The 16173-nt window shown below is 54.9% G+C and carries 13 protein-coding genes and 4 tRNA genes; 15 read left to right on the top strand and 2 right to left on the bottom strand.

Annotated elements, in window-relative coordinates; translation table 11 throughout:
- Nucleotides 1-235 precede the first annotated feature (235 nt).
- From wecA to C3708_RS21790, 15 genes are all read left to right on the top strand, one after another.
- Nucleotides 236-1339 carry a UDP-N-acetylglucosamine--undecaprenyl-phosphate N-acetylglucosaminephosphotransferase gene (wecA, locus tag C3708_RS21860; RefSeq protein WP_095283906.1) on the top strand — a complete coding sequence of 368 codons (1104 nt, stop codon included), beginning with the start codon at nt 236-238 and terminating at the stop codon, nt 1337-1339.
- A gap of 13 nt (nt 1340-1352) precedes the next feature.
- The gene (gene wzzE, locus C3708_RS21855; protein WP_095283905.1) at nt 1353-2399 is read left to right on the top strand and encodes an ECA polysaccharide chain length modulation protein; all 1047 of its coding nucleotides are present in this window, start codon (nt 1353-1355) and stop codon (nt 2397-2399) included.
- A gap of 56 nt (nt 2400-2455) precedes the next feature.
- Entirely contained in the window at nt 2456-3586 is a 1131-nt protein-coding gene (gene wecB, locus C3708_RS21850) for a non-hydrolyzing UDP-N-acetylglucosamine 2-epimerase (RefSeq protein ID WP_095283904.1), read from the top strand.
- On the top strand, nt 3583-4845 hold the full coding sequence (wecC, locus tag C3708_RS21845) for a UDP-N-acetyl-D-mannosamine dehydrogenase (RefSeq protein ID WP_103950235.1): 1263 nt from the start codon (nt 3583-3585) through the stop codon (nt 4843-4845). The genes wecB and wecC overlap by 4 nt, the downstream gene beginning before the upstream one ends.
- A complete protein-coding gene (gene rffC, locus C3708_RS21840; RefSeq protein WP_103950234.1) occupies nt 4842-5519 on the top strand; it encodes a dTDP-4-amino-4,6-dideoxy-D-galactose acyltransferase in 678 nt (225 codons plus the stop codon). Before wecC ends, rffC begins: the two co-directional genes overlap by 4 nt.
- Before the next feature lie 4 nt (nt 5520-5523).
- The gene (gene rffA, locus C3708_RS21835) at nt 5524-6654 is read left to right on the top strand and encodes a dTDP-4-amino-4,6-dideoxygalactose transaminase (RefSeq protein WP_103950233.1); all 1131 of its coding nucleotides are present in this window, start codon (nt 5524-5526) and stop codon (nt 6652-6654) included.
- A gap of 1 nt (nt 6655) precedes the next feature.
- Nucleotides 6656-7906, top strand: coding sequence for a lipid III flippase WzxE (wzxE, locus tag C3708_RS21830; protein WP_103950232.1), 1251 nt, complete (start codon nt 6656-6658; stop codon nt 7904-7906).
- The gene (locus tag C3708_RS21825) at nt 7903-8982 is read left to right on the top strand and encodes a TDP-N-acetylfucosamine:lipid II N-acetylfucosaminyltransferase (protein ID WP_103950231.1); all 1080 of its coding nucleotides are present in this window, start codon (nt 7903-7905) and stop codon (nt 8980-8982) included. The genes wzxE and C3708_RS21825 overlap by 4 nt, the downstream gene beginning before the upstream one ends.
- Nucleotides 8979-10328, top strand: a complete 1350-nt coding sequence (gene wzyE / locus C3708_RS21820; RefSeq protein ID WP_095283898.1) for an ECA oligosaccharide polymerase — start codon at nt 8979-8981, stop codon at nt 10326-10328. Before C3708_RS21825 ends, wzyE begins: the two co-directional genes overlap by 4 nt.
- A 12-nt stretch (nt 10329-10340) precedes the next feature.
- Entirely contained in the window at nt 10341-11081 is a 741-nt protein-coding gene (gene wecG / locus C3708_RS21815; protein ID WP_095283897.1) for a lipopolysaccharide N-acetylmannosaminouronosyltransferase, read from the top strand.
- Between the two features lie 195 nt (nt 11082-11276).
- Nucleotides 11277-12659 carry an amino acid permease gene (locus C3708_RS21810; RefSeq protein ID WP_103947958.1) on the top strand — a complete coding sequence of 461 codons (1383 nt, stop codon included), beginning with the start codon at nt 11277-11279 and terminating at the stop codon, nt 12657-12659.
- A 105-nt stretch (nt 12660-12764) separates the two neighbouring features.
- Nucleotides 12765-12841 (top strand) — tRNA-Arg (locus tag C3708_RS21805).
- Nucleotides 12842-12906: 65 nt separating this feature from the next.
- A tRNA-His gene (locus tag C3708_RS21800) sits at nt 12907-12982 on the top strand.
- Between the two features lie 22 nt (nt 12983-13004).
- Nucleotides 13005-13091: transfer RNA gene (locus C3708_RS21795), tRNA-Leu, on the top strand.
- A gap of 42 nt (nt 13092-13133) precedes the next feature.
- Nucleotides 13134-13210 (top strand) — tRNA-Pro (locus tag C3708_RS21790).
- Between the two features lie 566 nt (nt 13211-13776).
- Here C3708_RS21790 and hemY read toward each other — a convergent pair.
- Nucleotides 13777-14970 carry a protoheme IX biogenesis protein HemY gene (gene hemY / locus C3708_RS21785; RefSeq protein WP_095283895.1) on the bottom strand — a complete coding sequence of 398 codons (1194 nt, stop codon included), beginning with the start codon at nt 14968-14970 and terminating at the stop codon, nt 13777-13779.
- A 2-nt stretch (nt 14971-14972) separates the two neighbouring features.
- Nucleotides 14973-16160, bottom strand: coding sequence for a uroporphyrinogen-III C-methyltransferase (hemX, locus tag C3708_RS21780; protein ID WP_103950230.1), 1188 nt, complete (start codon nt 16158-16160; stop codon nt 14973-14975).
- Nucleotides 16161-16173: the final 13 nt, after the last annotated feature.

Raw genomic sequence — 16173 nt, 5'->3', positions numbered from 1 at the left:
ATAAACCCAGCCGACGCCACGTTTTTACGTGGCGTTTTCTTTTTTTGGGCTATAGGCTATAACCGCAGACTCCCATTTTTGACCGACCAGTGCGACAATTAGATTGTTTCTAACGTCAAAAATTAATTGATTGAAAAACATACAAAGGGAGTTGTGAGAGGCCAGCTTTATTCCTTCGGGAGCCAGGGCTTCGTAGTTATACTTCCAGGACTAACTTTTGTTGAGAGCATGCATTGTGAATCTACTCACTGCGGTTACTGAGCTAATCAGTATTTTTTTATTCACAACCTGTTTTTTGTTCATTGCGCGCAAAGTGGCAAAAAGAATCGGGTTAGTGGATAAACCCAATTATCGTAAACGACATCAAGGCTTGATCCCGTTGGTCGGGGGGATCTCTGTTTACGCGGGTATTTGCTTCACCTTTGGCATTGCAGATTATTATATCCCGCACGCTGCGCTTTACCTGGCCTGTGCTGGGGTATTGGTGCTGGTGGGCGCTCTCGATGACCGATTTGATATCAGTGTAAAATTCCGCGCTTCGGTTCAGGCCGCGATTGGCATCATTATGATGGTGGTCGGTAAGCTGTATCTGAGCAGCCTGGGCTATATTTTTGGCACCTGGGAGATGGTTCTCGGTCCATTCGGATTCTTCCTGACGCTGTTTGCCGTTTGGGCCGCAATTAATGCTTTCAATATGGTCGATGGTATTGATGGCCTGCTGGGCGGCCTCTCGTCGGTTTCATTTGCCGCAATCGGTATCATTTTGTGGTTCGACGGGCAGTACAGCCTGTCAATGTGGTGTTTCGCGATGATTGCCGCAATCCTGCCGTATATTCTCCTGAACCTCGGGGTGCTGGGACGCCGCTATAAAGTCTTCATGGGCGATGCGGGCAGTACGCTGATTGGTTTCACGGTTATCTGGGTGCTGCTTGAAACGACTCAGGGTAAAACACATCCTATTAGCCCCGTGACCGCGCTGTGGATTATTGCCATTCCGCTGATGGATATGGTGGCGATCATGTACCGTCGTCTGCGCAAAGGCATGAGTCCTTTCTCTCCTGACCGTCAGCACATTCATCATCTGATCATGCGCGCTGGCTTTACGTCACGTCAGGCATTCGTACTGATTACCCTCGCCGCTGCGCTGTTGGCGGGTATTGGTGTAGCAGCGGAATATGCACATTTCATTCCTGAATGGGTCATGTTGGTATTATTCTTGCTAGCATTCTTCATGTACGGCTATTGCATTAAACGCGCATGGAAAGTCGCGCGCTTCATCAAACGTATTAAACGCCGGATGCGTAGAAGCAGTGGTAAAAATCCAACATTAACTAAGTAAAACCGGGATTGTGATGACTCAACCGTTGGCGGGAGCGAAATCAGTGGTAACTGAGAATGAACTGGATATTCGTGGTTTGTTTCGTGTTTTATGGGCGGGCAAGCTTTGGATTGCAGGCGTCGCACTGGGGTTCGCGCTGTTAGCGCTGGCGTATACCTTTTTTGCGAAACAAGAGTGGAGTGCGACAGCGATTACCGATCGACCAACGGTGAATATGCTGGGTGGTTTTTATTCACAGCAGCAATTCCTGCGCAATCTCGACATTAAGGCCAACCTGGCTTCTTCGGATCAGCCTTCGGTGATGGATGAGTCTTATAAAGAGTTCATCATGCAACTGGCCTCGTGGGATACGCGCCGTGACTTTTGGTCTCAGACGGATTACTACAAGCAGCGTATGGTTGGAAATAGCAAGGTCGACGCTGCTCTGCTCGACGATCTGATTAACAATATCCAGTTCACACCCGGCGATGTGCTGCGCAATCTTAATGATAACGTCAAGCTGATTGCTGAAACTGCACCGGACGCCAACAATCTGCTTCGCCAGTATGTTGCTTTCGCCAGCCAGCGCGCCGCGAGCCATCTGAATGATGAGCTGAAAGGTGCATGGGCAGCGCGTACTATTCAAATGAAGGCGCAGGTCAAACGTCAGGAAGAGGTGGCCAAAGCGATTTTCTCCCGCCGCGTCCACAACATTGAACAAGCCCTGAAAATCGCCGAGCAGCGCAATATTTCACGCAGTGAAACGGACGTACCGGCCGATGAGCTGCCAGACTCAGAAATGTTCCTGCTGGGCCGTCCGATGCTGCAGGCGCGTCTCGAAAACCTGCAGGCAGTGGGCCCTGATTTTGATCTCGACTATGACCAAAACCGCGCCATGCTTAATACCCTGAATGTTGGTCCAACACTGGACCCGCGTTTTCAGACCTATCGTTATTTGCGAACGCCTGAAGAACCTGTAAAACGCGATAGTCCGCGTCGTGCATTCCTGATGATTATGTGGGGGATTGTGGGCGCACTAATTGGCGCAGGCGTGGCGTTAACGCGTCGTCGCACAAATTAAGAACGCCTTCTAAGATGAAGGCTCCGGCCTTCATCACTTAATCGAAGAGAATCGATGTGAAAGTACTTACCGTATTTGGCACAAGGCCGGAGGCCATTAAGATGGCGCCGCTGGTCCATGCGCTGGCAAATGACCCCTGGTTTGAGGCGAAAGTTTGCGTGACCGCGCAGCATCGGGAGATGCTTGATCAGGTTTTAAATCTCTTTTCCATTGTTCCGGATTACGATCTTAATATTATGAAACCGGGACAGGGACTGACCGAAATTACCTGCCGTATTCTGGAAGGGCTAAAACCTATTCTGGAATCTTTTAAACCAGACGTCGTTCTGGTTCACGGCGATACCACGACCACCATTGCCACCAGTCTGGCCGCATTCTACCAACGTATTCCGGTTGGGCACGTCGAAGCGGGTTTGCGTACTGGCGATCTTTATTCTCCCTGGCCTGAAGAAGCCAACCGGACACTCACCGGGCATCTGGCGATGTACCATTTTGCGCCAACCGAAAACTCCCGCCAGAACCTGTTGCGCGAAAACATTCGCGACGACAAAATTTTCGTCACCGGCAATACGGTGATTGACGCGCTGATATGGGTGCGCGATCGCGTGATGGCCAGCGACACACTGCGCGAAGAGCTGGCGGAACGTTACCCCTTCCTCAGCACGGGCAAAAAGATGATTCTGGTGACGGGCCACCGCCGCGAGAGCTTTGGCCGTGGTTTTGAGCAAATCTGTCATGCGCTGGCGGAAATTGCCGCGCAAAATCCTGATGTACAGATTGTTTATCCGGTCCACCTTAATCCGAATGTCAGCGAGCCGGTCAATCGCATACTGGGCCACATTGAAAACGTGATCCTGATTGAACCGCAGGATTACCTGCCGTTCGTCTGGCTGATGAACCACGCCTGGCTGATCCTGACGGATTCTGGCGGTATTCAGGAAGAGGCACCCTCACTGGGTAAACCCGTGCTGGTGATGCGCGAAACGACGGAACGTCCAGAGGCGATTAAGGCCGGAACGGTGCGTCTGGTCGGAACCGAAACCAAACGTCTCGTGGCAGAAGTCACACGCCTGCTGCACGATGAAAAAGAGTATCTGGCCATGAGTCACGCCCATAATCCTTATGGTGACGGGCAGGCCTGTAGCCGAATTTTGCATGCACTTAAACATAATCGGGTAACGCTATGAGTTTTTCTACCATCTCTGTCATTGGTCTTGGCTACATTGGACTGCCGACTGCGGCCGCCTTTGCTTCACGTCAAAAGCAGGTTATCGGGGTGGATATCAACCAGCACGCGGTTGAGACCATTAACCGGGGTGAAATTCATATCGTGGAGCCAGATCTCGATAAAGTGGTCAAAACCGCCGTCGAAGGCGGTTTTCTGAAGGCCAGCACCACGCCCATCGAAGCCGATGCGTATCTGATTGCCGTGCCGACGCCATTTAAAGGCGAGCACGAGCCTGACATGGTGTATGTCGAAGCCGCCGCCAAATCCATTGCTCCGGTGCTGAAGAAAGGCGCTCTGGTGATTCTGGAATCCACCTCTCCGGTTGGTGCGACCGAGCAGATGGCGCAGTGGCTGGCTGAAGCCCGTCCAGATTTAACCTTCCCGCAGCAGGCCGGCGAACAGGCAGATATCAATATCGCCTACTGTCCAGAACGCGTGCTGCCGGGTCAGGTGATGGTAGAGCTGATTAAAAACGACCGTGTGATTGGCGGGATGACCCCCGTCTGTTCTGCACGCGCCAGCGAACTCTACAACATCTTCCTTGAAGGCGAGTGTGTGGTCACTAACTCGCGCACGGCGGAGATGTGTAAACTGACCGAAAACAGTTTCCGCGATGTGAACATCGCTTTTGCTAACGAACTGTCACTGATTTGCGCCGACCAGGGGATTAACGTCTGGGAACTGATTCGCCTGGCGAACCGCCATCCGCGCGTCAATATTCTCCAGCCTGGCCCAGGCGTTGGCGGCCACTGCATCGCCGTAGACCCGTGGTTTATCGTAGCGCAAAACCCCGATCAGGCGCGCCTGATCCGCACGGCCCGCGAAGTAAACGACGGCAAGCCGCATTGGGTCATGAATCAGGTGAAAGCGACCGTGGCAGATTGCCTGACCGAGAGCGGCAAGCGCGCCAGCGAAGTCAAAATTGCCTGCTTTGGTCTGGCGTTTAAACCGAACATCGACGATCTGCGCGAAAGCCCAGCGATGGGCATCGCCGAGATGATCGCCACCTGGCACACCGGCGAAACCCTTGTCGTTGAACCGAATATTCATACCCTGCCGAAGAAACTGGCCGGGCATTGTCAGCTCGCTTCTTTGGATGACGCCCTGAAATCCGCCGACGTGCTGGTGCTGCTGGTGGACCACAAAGAGTTCAAAGACATCAGCGGTGACGCGGTGCAGCAGAAGTATGTTGTTGATACCAAAGGGGTGTGGCGTTGACTGAGCTGCTAGGCGTACTGGAACCGCTTACCTGGGAGAGCCAATTTTTTGCCCTCCCTTCGGCGGTGGTGCGCTTTCGCGACGATGCTCCGGCATTGACGACGGCGGATTTCACGCCGTGGCAGCGCGTACAGGCTAAAATCCCCGCGGGACGTGCTGACTGGCTGGATGCCCTGCAAAAGCTGGGATTTCAGCTGGTTGAAGGTGAAGTCGATCTTACCCTCGCCGTTGCGCACCACCTCCGGACAGACGCTGAGCGGGCAACGGAACACGACATCCCCGCGCTGCGCCAGATGGCCGCGCTGGCTTTTGCGCAGAGCCGCTTTCGTGCACCCTGGTATGCGCCCGATGATAGCGGTCGGTTTTACGCCCAGTGGATTGAAAATGCTGTCAAAGGCACCTTCGACCATGAGTGCCTGGTGTTTCGCGCCAACAGCGGCGAGATTGAGGCATTTGTCTCTCTGCGCCAGCTGAGTGAGGACGAAGCGCGTATCGGCCTGCTCGCCGGACGCGGAATGGGCGACAAACTGATGCAGGCGGCGCTTCATTGGGCCGAGCAGCGTCAGCTATCAACTTTGCGGGTGGCGACCCAACTGGGTAACACCGCCGCGCTTAAACGTTACATTGCTAGCGGTGGCACCATTGATGCGACTGCTTACTGGCTATACAGGTGACAAAATGATTCCATTTAACGCGCCTCCCGTTGTGGGCACCGAACTTGATTACATGCAATCTGCCATGAGCAGCGGCAAGCTTTGCGGTGATGGTGGTTTTACCCGTCGCTGTCAGCAGTGGATGGAGCAGCGTTTTCACAGCGCCAAAGTGTTGCTTACGCCGTCCTGCACCGCCTCGCTGGAGATGGCCGCGCTGCTGCTGGACATCAAGCCGGGTGATGAAGTGATCATGCCGAGCTACACCTTCGTCTCAACGGCGAATGCCTTCGTCCTGCGTGGTGCGAAAATTATCTTTGTTGATGTTCGCCCGGATACGATGAACATCGACGAAACCCTGATTGAAGCAGCGATCACCGACAAAACGCGAGCGATTGTGCCGGTTCACTACGCGGGTGTGGCGTGCGAGATGGACACCATCATGGCCATCGCCAAAAAGCACAACCTGTTCGTGGTGGAAGATGCCGCGCAGGGCGTGATGTCCACCTACAAAGGCCGCGCGCTAGGCACGATCGGCCACATCGGCTGCTTCAGCTTCCACGAAACCAAAAACTACACCGCGGGCGGGGAAGGTGGCGCGACGCTGATCAACGACCGTGCGCTGGTGGAACGCGCCGAAGTGATCCGCGAGAAAGGCACCAACCGCAGCCAGTTCTTCCGTGGGCAGGTCGATAAATACACCTGGCGCGATATCGGGTCCAGCTATCTGATGGCTGATTTGCAGGCCGCCTATCTCTGGGCGCAGCTTGAAGCCGCCGAGCGCATCAATCAGCAGCGTCTGTCCCTGTGGCAAACCTATTACGATGCCCTCGCGCCGCTGGCGCAGCAAGGGCGCATCGAGCTGCCAACCATTCCGGCAGACTGCGTTCACAACGCGCACATGTTTTACATCAAACTGCGCGACAATGACGACCGCAGCAACCTGATCGCCTACCTTAAAGAGGCGGAGATCATGGCGGTGTTCCATTACATCCCGCTGCACTCCAGCCCGGCGGGTGAAGCCTTCGGTCAGTTCGTCGGTGAAGATCGCTACACCACCAAAGAAAGTGAGCGTTTGCTTCGTCTGCCGCTTTTCTACAACCTCGCGCCGGTCAATCAGCGCACGGTGATTAATACCCTTCTGAGCTACTTCCGCTGATATGTCTCTGGCGAAAGCATCGGTGTGGACCGCCGCGTCCACACTTGTCAAGATTGGCGCAGGGCTGCTGGTGGTTAAACTGCTGGCGGTCTCCTTTGGCCCGTCCGGGGTCGGGCAGGCAGGTAACTTCCGCCAGCTTGTGACCGTGCTCGGCGTCCTCGCCGGGGCCGGGATCTTCAACGGTGTCACCAAATACGTGGCGCAGCATCACGACGATGCGGCGGCGCTGCGCAGAGTGGTCGGCACCTCTTCTGCGATGGTGCTCGGATTTTCAACGCTACTGGCAATCGTCTTTTTGCTGGCTGCGGCACCTATCAGTCAGGGGCTTTTCGGCAATACCCATTATCAGGGGTTGGTGCGACTCGTCGCGCTGGTGCAGATGGGGATCGCCTGGGCTAACCTGCTGTTAGCGCTGATGAAAGGCTTCCGCGACGCCGCCGGGAATGCGCTGGCGCTGATTCTGGGAAGCCTAATCGGCGTCATTGCCTATTACGTCTGCTATCGTCTCGGCGGCTATGAAGGCGCGCTGCTTGGCCTGGCGCTGGTTCCGGCGCTGGTGGTCATTCCTGCCGCCTTCATGCTGATGCGCAGGCGCACCATTCCGCTGAGCTACCTCAAGCCGCAGTGGGACAAAATGCTGGCCGGGCAGTTGGGGAAATTCACCCTGATGGCGCTGATTACCTCCGTCACGCTTCCCGTGGCCTATGTGATGATGCGAAACCTGCTGGCGGCGCATTACAGCTGGGATGAAGTGGGAATATGGCAGGGAGTGAGCAGTATTTCTGACGCTTATCTCCAGTTCATCACCGCCTCGTTTAGCGTCTACCTGCTGCCGACGCTGTCGCGCCTGACCTCTCGTCAAGACATCACCCGCGAAATTGGCCGCTCCCTGCGCTTCGTGCTGCCTGCCGTGGCCGCCGCGAGTTTAACCGTCTGGCTGCTGCGTGACGTCGCTATCTGGCTGCTGTTCTCTGCGAAATTTACCGCAATGCGCGATTTGTTCGCCTGGCAGCTGGTGGGTGATGTACTGAAAGTGGGTGCTTACGTTTTCGGCTATCTGGTGATTGCCAAAGCCTCCCTGCGACTCTATATCCTGGCGGAGATCAGCCAGTTCACACTGCTGACGGGCTTCTCTCACTGGCTGATCCCGACGCACGGCGCGCTGGGCGCGGCTCAGGCCTATATGGCCACCTATATTGTCTATTTTGCTGCCTGTTGCGGCGTATTTTTACTTTGGCGTAGACGCGCATGACTGCACTGATTCACGTGTTGGGTTCGGATATCCCGCATCACAACCGCACGGTATTACAGTTTTTTAATGACTCGCTGGCGGCTGGCAGCGCCGACGCGCGCGAGTTTATGGTCGCGGGCCAGGATAATGGGCTGAGTGCCGCCTGTCCTGCACTGTCGATTAGCTTTTGGCCGGATAAATCCGCGCTGGCAAACGCGGTGATCGCGAAGGCCAAAGCCAACCGCGAGCAACGTTTCTTCTTCCACGGCCAGTTTAATACCGGGCTGTGGCTGGCGCTGCTGAGGGGCGGCATTAAGCCTTCGCAGTTTAACTGGCATATCTGGGGCGCGGATCTGTATGAAGTGTCGCGCGGCTGGAAATTCCGCCTGTTCTATCCTCTGCGCCGGATGGCTCAGGGACGCGTCGGCTGCGTATTTGCGACCCGTGGCGATCTGAATTATTTTGCGAAGCAACATCCAGACGTGCGCGGTGAGTTACTCTATTTCCCGACCCGCATGGACCCGGCGCTGAACAATATGGCGAACGATGCCCAGCGCGAAGGCAAGCTGACCATTCTGGTGGGTAACTCAGGCGATCGCAGTAACGAACACATCGCGGCGCTGAAAGCCGTCCATCAGCAGTTTGGTGATACGGTGAACGTGATCGTGCCGATGGGCTATCCTGCAAATAATGACGCGTACATTTCAGAGGTGCGACAGAGCGGTCTGGCGCTGTTTAGCCCGGACAATCTGCAAATTCTCAGCAACAAGCTGGAGTTTGATGATTATTTGGCGCTGCTGCGAAAATGCGATCTCGGATACTTCATTTTTGCGCGTCAGCAGGGGATTGGCACATTGTGTCTGTTGATTCAGGCCGGGGTGCCGTGTGTGCTGAACCGCGAAAATCCGTTCTGGCAGGATATGGCGGAGCAGCATATTCCGGTGTTGTTCACCACGGATGATTTGAATGAAAACGTGGTTCGTGAAGCACAGCGTCAGCTGGCGTTGGTGGATAAGAATGCCATCGACTTTTTCAGCCCAAACTTCCTCACGCCGTGGCATCAGGCGCTGCGGATTGCAGCAGGAGACAAAGCATGAGCCAGTTGCAATTTAGCGGCTTGTTAGTGATTTGGCTTTTGGCATCGCTGTTTATCGCCACGCTCACCTGGTTTGAGTTCCGTCGCGTGCGCTTTAACTTCAACGTCTTCTTTTCGCTGCTGTTCCTGCTGACCTTCTTCTTCGGCTTCCCGTTGACCAGCATTCTGGTCTTCCGCTTTGACGTCAGCGTCGCACCGCCGGAAATACTGATGCAGGCGCTGCTGTCTGCTACCTGTTTTTACGCGGTTTACTATGTGACCTATAAAACCCGTTTACGTCCGGTGAATCACACGCCGCGTCGCCCGCTGTTCACCATGAACAGGGTGGAAACGCACCTGACCTGGGTGATGCTGATGATTATCGCCCTGGTCAGCGTCGGTATTTTCTTCATGCATAACGGCTTTTTGCTGTTCAAGCTGCATTCGTACAGCCAGATATTTTCTGCCGAAGTGTCGGGCGTGGCACTTAAGCGTTTCTTCTATTTCTTCATCCCGGCGATGCTGGTGGTCTATTTCCTGCGCCAGGACAGCAAGGCGTGGTTGTTCTTCCTGGTGAGCACGGTGGCGTTCGGTCTGCTGACCTACATGATTGTCGGCGGGACACGTGCGAATATCATCATTGCCTTCGCGATCTTCCTGTTTATCGGCATTATCCGCGGCTGGATTTCACTGTGGATGCTGGTGGCAGCGGGGGTGTTTGGCATCGTCGGCATGTTCTGGCTGGCGCTCAAGCGCTACGGCATGGACGTGAGTGGTGACGAGGCGTTTTATACCTTCCTGTACCTCACCCGCGACACCTTCTCGCCGTGGGAAAACCTGGCGCTGCTCCTGCAAAACTACGACAAAATCGACTTCCAGGGTCTGGCCCCTATCGTGCGAGATTTCTACGTCTTTATTCCGACCTGGCTGTGGCCAGACCGGCCAGGCGTGGTGTTGAACACGGCGAACTACTTCACCTGGGAAGTGCTGAATAACCACTCCGGGCTGGCAATCTCCCCGACGCTGATTGGCTCGCTGGTGGTGATGGGCGGCGTATGGTTTATCCTGCCTGGCGCCGTGGCAGTAGGGCTTATCATCAAATGGTTCGATTGGCTGTATGTGCGCGGAAACGAAGAGACCAACCGCTATAAAGCCGCGATTTTGCACAGTTTCTGTTTTGGTGCCATTTTCAATATGATCGTGCTGGCGCGTGAAGGGCTGGACTCGTTTGTCTCGCGCGTGGTGTTTTTCATGGTGATATTTGGCATCTGCCTGTTGCTGGCGAAACTGTTGTATTGGCTGTTTGACAGCGCGGGCCTGGTTCACCGCCGACTGGCGCGGACTACCCGTACGCTTTCCCAAGTCTGAGTAAGGATAATCATGACTGATAATACCTCTGCGCCAGTGTACTCCCTGCGCGGACTGAAACTCATTGGCTGGCGTGATATGCAGCATGCGCTGGATTATCTCTGCGCTGATGGGCAGATCAAATCCGGTACGCTGGTGGCGATTAACGCCGAAAAAATGCTGGCCGTTGAAGATAACGCCGAAGTGAAAAGCCTGATTGAAGCCGCCGAGTTTAAATACGCCGACGGCATCAGCGTGGTCCGCTCGATCCGCAAGAAGTTCCCGCAGGCGCAGGTTTCGCGCGTCGCGGGGGCCGATCTGTGGGAAGAGCTGATGGCGCGGGCAGGGCAGGACGGCACGCCGGTGTTCCTGATTGGCGGCAAACCCGATGTGCTGGCGCAGACGGAGCAGAAGCTGCGTGCGCAGTGGAATGTTAACATCGTGGGCAGCCAGGACGGGTATTTCAAACCCGAAGAACGTCAGGCGCTGTTTGAACGCATTCGCGACAGTGGGGCGAAAATCGTGACCGTGGCGATGGGCTCACCGCGCCAGGAAATCTTGATGCGCGACTGCCGTCTGGTTTGCCCGAATGCGCTATTTATGGGCGTTGGCGGCACATATGACGTCTTTACCGGCCATGTGAAACGTGCGCCAAAGGTATGGCAGAACTTGGGGCTGGAGTGGTTGTATCGCCTCCTTTCTCAGCCAAGTCGTATCAAACGACAGATCAAACTGCTGCGCTATCTGGCCTGGCATTACACCGGCAAAATGTAATCAAAATGTAGCGCGATATGCTATTCGCGCTGCAACTCGCCTGCAAAACTGCTGCATTTCTGTGCAATACGTTCATTTTTTTAATGCTTCGTTTGCCATTTGGCAGGATTTAAGAAACCATTCCTCCCCGTATTTCAGTACCCCAAAAATAATAACCGGCAAAAGCCGGGCAACAGCAAACACAACCGAGGATTTATGGCAGAGAAAAAACCTGAGCTTCAGCGTGGGCTGGAAGCTCGTCACATTGAATTGATAGCGCTAGGCGGCACTATCGGCGTTGGCCTGTTTATGGGCTCCGCAAGCACGCTTAAATGGGCAGGTCCGTCCGTACTGCTGGCGTATATCGTCGCCGGATTGTTCGTCTTCTTCATCATGCGCTCGATGGGCGAAATGCTGTTCCTTGAGCCGGTCGCCGGTTCATTCGCCGTTTACGCGCACAAATACATGAGCCCGTTCTTTGGCTATCTCACGGCCTGGTCTTACTGGTTTATGTGGATGGCGGTGGGGATATCGGAGATCACCGCGATAGGAGTCTACGTCCAGTTCTGGTTCCCGGACATGGTGCAATGGATACCCGCACTGATCGCCGTGGGGCTGGTGGCGCTCGCAAACCTGGCCGCCGTGCGTTTGTACGGTGAAATTGAGTTCTGGTTCGCGATGATCAAAGTCACCACCATTATCGTGATGATTGTGGTCGGTCTGGGCGTGATCTTCTTTGGCTTCGGCAACGGTGGACAGTCGATTGGCTTTGGCAACCTGACCGAGCACGGCGGCTTTTTTGCCGGCGGCTGGAAGGGCTTCCTGACGGCGCTCTGTATCGTGGTGGCGTCCTATCAGGGCGTGGAGCTGATTGGTATCACTGCCGGTGAAGCGAAAAACCCGCAGGTCACGCTGCGTAGTGCGGTGGGTAAAGTCCTGTGGCGTATCCTGATTTTCTACGTGGGTGCGATTTTCGTTATCGTCACTATCTTCCCGTGGAACCAGATTGGCACCACTGGCAGCCCGTTCGTGCTGACCTTCGCCAAGATTGGGATCACCGCAGCAGCAGGGATTATCAACTTCGTCGTCCTGACCGCAGCGCTGTCGGGTTGTAACAGCGGCATGTACAGCTGTGGCCGTATGCTTTACGCGCTGGCGAAAAACCGTCAGCTTCCGGCGGCGATGGGCAAAGTCTCCCGCGCTGGTGTACCTGTGGCGGGCGTGACGGTCTCCATTGCCATTCTGCTGATTGGCTCGTGCCTGAACTACATTATCCCGAATCCGCAGCGTGTATTCGTCTACGTCTACAGTGCCAGCGTCCTGCCGGGCATGGTGCCGTGGTTTGTGATTTTGATAAGCCAGCTTCGCTTCCGTCAGGCGCACAAACAGGCGATTGCCAGCCACCCGTTCCGCTCCATTTTGTTCCCGTGGGCGAACTACGCGACGATGGGGTTCCTGATTTGCGTATTAATCGGCATGTACTTCAATGAAGATACCCGCATGTCGCTGTTTGTCGGGATTATCTTTATGGCCGCCGTCTCGATTGGCTACAAGCTTTTTGGCCTCAGCCGCCACGTTGAAACCCAGAAAGTGGAGTAATAAGCGACAAAGTGCGCAAAGCGTAATCAAACGCGCATTTATTTTAAAAAAGCACTAGACAGCAGACCGAGACCTCCGTAATATCCAGCCCCGCAACGGCGCTAAGCGCCCGTAGCTCAGCTGGATAGAGCGCTGCCCTCCGGAGGCAGAGGTCTCAGGTTCGAATCCTGTCGGGCGCGCCAATTAAGTAGTCTGGCGTTCGAGCTGCGGTGGTAGTAGTACATACCGCGTGAAAGAATAAGTAGTGGTGGCTATAGCTCAGTTGGTAGAGCCCTGGATTGTGATTCCAGTTGTCGTGGGTTCGAATCCCATTAGCCACCCCATTATTTGATAAGTTGTGACATTGCGACGGTGGCGGAATTGGTAGACGCGCTAGCTTCAGGTGTTAGTGTCTTAACGGACGTGGGGGTTCAAGTCCCCCCCCTCGCACCACGACTTACAGAATTGAACTAAAAATTCAAAAAAGCAGTACATCGGCGAGTAGCGCAGCTTGGTAGCGCAACTGGTTTGGGACCAGTGGGTCGGAGGTTCGAATCCTCTCTCGCCGACCAATTTTGAACCCCGCTTCGGCGGGGTTTTTTGTTTTCTGTCGTTTATGCCTCTGTTGTCATTTCCCGACAACGCTATCCACCTTTGTCGCGATTAAGAGACAGCTAATCATCTGTTTTATAACACTATTTCACTTTTCTGATATTTGTGTCGCTCTCAGGAGACACTTGCGCCAGTTTTGACGCTTTTTCTGCGGCCCCGCAGACCCCATTAAAAGAAAAATTCCTTTTTTCTTATCATGTTGCGAAATGTAAAACTTCTTTCTGTAACCCTGGCACGTAACGTGCAATAATATCCGTGTAGATGCTCATTCCACCTCTTATGTTCGCCTTAGGGCCTCATAAACTCAGGAATGACGCAGAGCCATTTAAGGTGCTTATCGTCCACCGACAGATGTCGCTTCGGCCTCATCAGACACCATGGACATAACGTTGAGTGAAGCACCAATATGTTGTCAAACAGACCTGTTTAACGCCTGCTTTTATAGCAGGCGTTTTTTTTGGGTGATTCTCAGGATAGCGGCCATAAAAAAGAGGCCCGTGGGCCTCCTGATGCGCGATGCTTGAACTCACTGACCGTTATTCTGCAAGGTTAACAGCAGGCCGTCACGGCGCATGGCGGCGGCCTCTTCCGGCTTGTGCTGCTTGTCCAGCGTGTCAGCCAGCCAGGCGTAGTCAAATGCGTCCGGACGCTGTTTCAACGCTGCACGGAAGGCGAGGCTCGCCTCCTGCCATTCGCCGTGCTTCATCAGAGACTGACCCAGCGTGCTCCACAGCAGCGGGCGATCGCCCACGGTTTTGATCTGCTGGCGCAGCATTTTTTCCATCTGCTCAGGGTTGTTGGTCCTAAGGCGCGGGATCACCATCACCAGACGGTCGTCATACTGACGTTTCAGGCCATCGAGAATAATCTCCTGCGCCGTGTCATGATCGTCACATTCGATGAGATGTTCTGCCATCGCCACCTGCAAAGGAACCTGCTGACGCGTTTTGCGACTCTGGTTTTTCCACCAGGTTTTCAGGCCATCGCTGCCCAGATCGGCACGCGCCTGATCCATCAGACCAATCCACGCCTGACGCTGCAGCGCATCGCGATGTTCGTCATCGCCAACGTCCGCTTTCGCCATCGAAGGAATAATGTCCAGTAACGAACCCCAGGCGCCGGTACGGATATAAGCCTGCTCGGCAAGACGCAGCACTTCCGGATGGCGAGGGGTGACTTCCAGCAGACGGTCAACGCCATGACGCGCGGCGTGATTTTCGTTACGCGCCAGTTGAATACGCACGCGGGTGATTTCAACCGGGATCTGATCGTTGGTCGCCAGTTCCGACGCGCGCTCAAGATGCTGGTTTGCACGCGCTTCATCCCCGCGCTGTTGCGCAGCTTCTGCGGCTAACAGATAGTTCACCACTGGTTGTTCGGCGTGATCGGCATTTTTTGACATCAACTTTTCAACCTGCTGATAGTCGCCTTCGGCCAGTTTGAGCAGTGCCTGTTCGGTTTGTTTACGTGCGCGGCGGCGTTTGCGCCCGACGAACCAGCCGCGAGTATGAGCGCCGGTTCTGAAAATACGACGCAGGATCCATTCGATCGCAAACAGCACCACCACGGTCAGGATCAAGATGATCACCAGACCCGTAACGCTGGTTTCGATGTTGTAGTTATCGGTCTGGATCAGGACATATCCCTGATGACCCGCAATCAGCGGCCCAAGAACGATCCCGGCGATCAGCAATAAGAAGAGTAATAAGACTTTTAACATGATTACTCTCCTTGAGGTGCGCTTTCAGGGGCAGGCGCAGGGGCTGGCGCGTCCGGCTGTGCGGCAACGCCTGGCTGTGCCAGCAGGTTGCGCACGCGCGTTTGCATCAGTTTTTCCAGAATCGGCTGGCTTTCCAGTTTGTCCGGGACATTCATGGTGATGTTCTGCTGACTGAGTTTGTCGATGTCGTCCAGGAACGCGGTGGTAGTGGCATCGCTGGTGTCGTAGTAAGCACGAACCCACGTCGAAACATTATCCAGCGCCTGTTTGTAGGTCTCTTCCTGATGACGCGGAACGGCCTGCGCTGCGACCAGCAGACGGGAGCGGATGTTCTCGCGCAGATAGACGTCCTGATTTGGCGCTAACAGCGGTACGGCAGTTTCATCGCGGCGACGCACGGTGATAAAGCTGTCCATAAAGTTCTGCCAGCTTTTTTGCAGGTTGATGCGCCATTCGCTCAGGGAACTTGAAAGTTCCGTGCCGTCGGAATCCATCGGGGAGTCGTCGTCGTTGTTATCAGCCAGACGCAGATTATCAATCGAGTTAGACAGCTGATTAACCTTGAGGATAATGCCGTCGTAATCAACTTGTGACACAGCGCCGAGGCTGGCGATATCTTCAGTAATGGCGCGACGGGCGACGATCAGGCTTGGGTCGTTCATGTCTGCCAGGCTGGCGTCGGCGCTTTTCAGCAGCGCGGCAGCGGTGGTGACATCCTGATCGCTCCACAGCTTACGCCCGGCCAGTTTGACCAGAAAATCGGCCTGAGACAGCAGCCAGGTTTTGGCATCGGTACCGGAAATGGTCGCCACTTTTTGCTGCACTTCGGCGAGCTGTTTGGTCAGCTCTTCCTGACGGGAATTGGCCTCGGCCAGCTGCGTCGACTGCTGCTTGATGACGCCTTCCAGCTCTGTTTTCTGCGTCTCCTGCACTTTTTGCAGGGCCGTAATCTGATTCACCAGCGCATCGCTGGTCATCGTCTGGTTGGTGGCCTGTTTTTTCACCAGACCGTACAAGCCGACACCGGCCGCCAGCGCAATGGCGATAGCGATCGCGCTCAGCGCGAGGCTGGTTTTATTGCTGCCGTTTTTTTTCTCAACAATCTGTTCAGTCTTCTCTGGCTGCGGCGGGGTGGCCACAGTCTCCCTGGTCTCTTCAACCACGGCGGAGGATTTTTCTTGTTCCGTCATTATGGCTTCCCAT

The sequence above is a fragment of the Lelliottia sp. 7254-16 genome (assembly GCF_002922995.1).
Taxonomy (GTDB): domain Bacteria; phylum Pseudomonadota; class Gammaproteobacteria; order Enterobacterales; family Enterobacteriaceae; genus Enterobacter; species Enterobacter jeotgali.
Note: the sequence above shows the minus strand (reverse complement) of the source record. Positions and strands in the feature narration are given on the sequence as shown.

Excerpts from the sequence above, each read along its gene's own strand:
- wzyE (WP_095283898.1), top strand. The coding sequence starts at position 8,979 with ATGAGCCAGTTGCAATTTAGCGGCTTGTTAGTGATTTGGCTTTTGGCA.
- wecG (WP_095283897.1), top strand. The coding sequence starts at position 10,341 with ATGACTGATAATACCTCTGCGCCAGTGTACTCCCTGCGCGGACTGAAA.
- wzzE (WP_095283905.1), top strand. The coding sequence starts at position 1,353 with ATGACTCAACCGTTGGCGGGAGCGAAATCAGTGGTAACTGAGAATGAA.
- rffA (WP_103950233.1), top strand. The coding sequence starts at position 5,524 with ATGATTCCATTTAACGCGCCTCCCGTTGTGGGCACCGAACTTGATTAC.
- C3708_RS21810 (WP_103947958.1), top strand. The coding sequence starts at position 11,277 with ATGGCAGAGAAAAAACCTGAGCTTCAGCGTGGGCTGGAAGCTCGTCAC.
- hemY (WP_095283895.1), bottom strand. The coding sequence starts at position 14,970 with ATGTTAAAAGTCTTATTACTCTTCTTATTGCTGATCGCCGGGATCGTT.
- hemX (WP_103950230.1), bottom strand. The coding sequence starts at position 16,160 with ATGACGGAACAAGAAAAATCCTCCGCCGTGGTTGAAGAGACCAGGGAG.
- wecC (WP_103950235.1), top strand. The coding sequence starts at position 3,583 with ATGAGTTTTTCTACCATCTCTGTCATTGGTCTTGGCTACATTGGACTG.
- C3708_RS21825 (WP_103950231.1), top strand. The coding sequence starts at position 7,903 with ATGACTGCACTGATTCACGTGTTGGGTTCGGATATCCCGCATCACAAC.
- wzxE (WP_103950232.1), top strand. The coding sequence starts at position 6,656 with ATGTCTCTGGCGAAAGCATCGGTGTGGACCGCCGCGTCCACACTTGTC.